3 protein-coding genes are annotated in these 3002 nt (G+C 77.7%); 2 read left to right on the top strand and 1 reads right to left on the bottom strand.

Annotated features, from left to right (window positions below; translation table 11 throughout):
• Nucleotides 1–226: 226 nt before the first annotated feature.
• Complete coding sequence (locus tag PYV61_RS23230) at nucleotides 227–766, bottom strand: nuclear transport factor 2 family protein (RefSeq protein ID WP_275836175.1); 540 nt, start codon at nucleotides 764–766, stop codon at nucleotides 227–229.
• A gap of 128 nt (nucleotides 767–894) precedes the next feature.
• Here PYV61_RS23230 and PYV61_RS23225 point away from each other — a divergent pair, with 128 nt between their 5' ends.
• Together PYV61_RS23225 and PYV61_RS23220 are read left to right on the top strand one after the other, a co-directional pair.
• On the top strand, nucleotides 895–2571 hold the full coding sequence (locus PYV61_RS23225; protein WP_275836173.1) for a formate--tetrahydrofolate ligase: 1677 nt from the start codon (nucleotides 895–897) through the stop codon (nucleotides 2569–2571).
• A gap of 119 nt (nucleotides 2572–2690) precedes the next feature.
• On the top strand, nucleotides 2691–3002 hold a 312-nt coding region (locus PYV61_RS23220), incomplete at its 3' end, for a helix-turn-helix transcriptional regulator (protein ID WP_275836171.1).

Here is a 3002-nt window from a genome sequence, read left to right as displayed (position 1 = left end):
ATGGCTACGATCCGACTTAGCGCGGCGGCGCGGGGACGGCGGCGGACGGCCTCGCGGCGGGGGATCGGGGGCGGCTGCATCGGGACGGGGGCCGGCGGTGGCGCGGGTGACGCGATCGGCCCCCCGGCGCGCCATCGGCCGGGGAGCGCGGCAAGGCCCTGCGGGGCCCCTCCAACCTGCGGGTCGCGGCGGGGGGCCGCAATGCGCCGATCGACCCCGGGGCGCGTCACGGCCGCGGCGACGCGGCCGACGGGGCGCCCGCCGGCGGCGCCGCCGGGGCCGGCGAGGCGTGCCAGTGCGCGACCTTCCACTCGCCTCCCTGCCGCCGGAACGCGATCGAGCGGCGCGCGGGCGACTGCTCGCCGAGGTGGAACGAGAGCATCGAGGCGTCGGCGCCGAGCATCTGGAAGACGACGTCGCGGGGGACGAGCCCCTGCACCATCGGGCGCCCGGCGCGCTCGCGGGCGGCGCGGTTCCCCTGGAAGAACTGCTGGAAGACGGCCTCCACCGCGGCCCGCCCGTCGGCCCGCCGCGGCACCTGCGCGAAGGGGAAGAACATCGTCACGTCGCCGGCCAGGTAGCCGCGGAAGCGGTCCCACTGCAGCGAGTCGAACGCGGCCACGAACCCCATCGCGGCGCGGCGCGCCTCCGCCGTGTCGGCCGCCGAGGCGGGGGCGGGGGCGGTGCGGGGGGCGGGGCCCCCGGCGCAGGCGGCGAGGGCGAGGGCGGCGCCGACGAGGGCGGGGAGCGGGCGGCGGGACGGCATGAGGGGGCGGCGGCTGGGGGAGGCGCGGCGGGAAACATCCGATCCCCGCCGGCGTGGGTGGCCGTACGGCGCGCGCCGAGCGAGCGTTTCGGCGCGTCCGCCCGCCCCGCTCCCCTCGCCCCCGCGCCGTGACCGTCCCGTCCGACATCGCGATCGCCCAGTCCGCCCGCCTGCGCCGCATCACCGACGTCGCCGCCGACCTCGGGCTCGCCCCCGACGACGTCGACCTCCACGGCCGGCACAAGGCGAAGCTCCCGCTCGACCTCGCGGCGCGCGCGCCGCGCGGGCGGCTCGTCCTCGTGTCGGCCATCAGCCCGACGCCGGCCGGCGAGGGGAAGACGACGGTCAGCGTCGGGCTCGCGCAGGCGCTGCGGCGCGACGGCGTCGACGCGGTGCTCTGCATCCGCGAGCCGAGCCTGGGGCCGGTGTTCGGCGTGAAGGGGGGCGCGGCCGGCGGCGGCTACGCGCAGGTCGTGCCGATGGAGGACATCAACCTCCACTTCACCGGCGACTTCCACGCGATCGCGAGCGCGCACGCGCTGCTGTCGGCGATGGTGGACAACCACCTGCACCACGGCAACGCGCTGCACCTCGACCCGCGGCGCGTGACGTGGCCGCGCACGATCGACATGAACGACCGCGCGCTGCGCCACGCGGTGGTGGGGCTCGGCGGCGCGTCGGCCGGCCCGACGCGCGAGGCGCGGTGGGTGATCGTGCCGGCGAGCGAGATCATGGCGGTCGTCGCGCTGGCGACCGACCTCGCCGACCTGGAGGCGCGGCTGGCGCGCATCGTCGTCGGCACCGCGGGGGCGTCGCGCGCGCCGGTGACGGCGGGGGAGCTGAAGGCCGCCGGCGCGATGACGGTGCTGCTGCGCGACGCGCTGCGCCCGAACCTCGTGCAGACGCTCGAGGGCGGGCCGGCGCTGGTGCACGCGGGGCCGTTCGGCAACATCGCGCACGGGTGCAACTCGCTGGTCGCGACGCGCGCCGCGCTGGCGCTCGGCGACGTCGTGGTCACCGAGGCGGGGTTCGGCTCGGACCTCGGCGCCGAGAAGTTCTTCGACATCAAGTGCCGCGCGGGCGGGCTGGCGCCGGCAGCGGCGGTGCTGGTGGCGACGGTGCGCTCGCTCAAGATGCAGGGCGGGCTGCCGAAGACGCGCCTCGACGTCGAGGACCTCGACGCGCTGGCGCGCGGGATGCCGCACCTGGCGCACCACGTGGCGAACCTGCGCGGCTTCGGCGTCCCGGTGGTGGTCGCGGTCAACCGCCGCGCCACCGACACCGACGCCGAGCTGCGCGCGGTGCACGACGCGGCGGCGGACCTGGGCGTCCCGGTCGCGCCGTGCGACGTGTTCGCGCGCGGCGGCGCGGGCGGCCTGGAGCTGGCGCGCCTGGTGATGGCGGCGGTGAACGGCAACCCGTCGCCGGCCGCGCCGGCGTTCGCCTACGACGCGTCGCGCCCGATCCGCGACAAGATCGACGCGATCGTGCGGCGCGTGTACGGCGGCGACGGCGCCGACTACGCCCCCGCGGCGGCGCGGCAGATCGAGTGGCTGGAGTCGCACGGCATGGGCGCGACGCCGGTGTGCATCGCGAAGACGCAGTACTCGCTCACCGACGACCCGACGCGACTCTGCCGCCCGACGGGCTTCCGGCTGACGATCAACGAGGTGTGGGGCGCGTCGGGCGCGGGGTTCGTGGTGGCGCGCGCGGGGGACGTGATGACGATGCCGGGGCTGCCCGCGACGCCGGCGGCGGTGTCCATGGGGGTCGACGGGGAGGGGCGGACGTTCGGGCTGTCGTGAGCCGCTGCGGGCTGCGGGCTGCGGATTCGAGACCCGCAGCCCGCATTCCGCCGCCCGCAGCGCCCGGTAAACGGAACGTTGACTTGCACGCGGGCCCGAAACTCTACATAGGTAGAGCAATGCCCCGCCTCACCCGCCCCACCGCCCTCGTCCTGGTCGCGCTCTCGCGCGGCCTCCGCCACGGCTTCGACGTCCTCGACGCGACGGGGCTGGAGAGCGGGACCGTGTACCCGATCCTGCGCCGGCTGGAGGGCGAGGGGTGGGTGCGGTCGCGGTGGGAGGCGGTGCGCGAGGCGCGCGACGCGGGGCGGCCGCCGCGGCGCTACTACGAGCTGACCGGCGCGGGTGCGGAGGCGGTGCGCGAGGCGGTGCGGCTCCACCCCGACGCCGCGGCGGCGTTCGCCCCGGGGCGCGCGGCGCCCCGCCCCGCG

It is taken from the genome of Roseisolibacter sp. H3M3-2 (genome assembly GCF_029211165.1).
Lineage (GTDB): Bacteria > Gemmatimonadota > Gemmatimonadetes > Gemmatimonadales > Gemmatimonadaceae > Roseisolibacter.
Note: the sequence above shows the minus strand (reverse complement) of the source record. Positions and strands in the feature narration are given on the sequence as shown.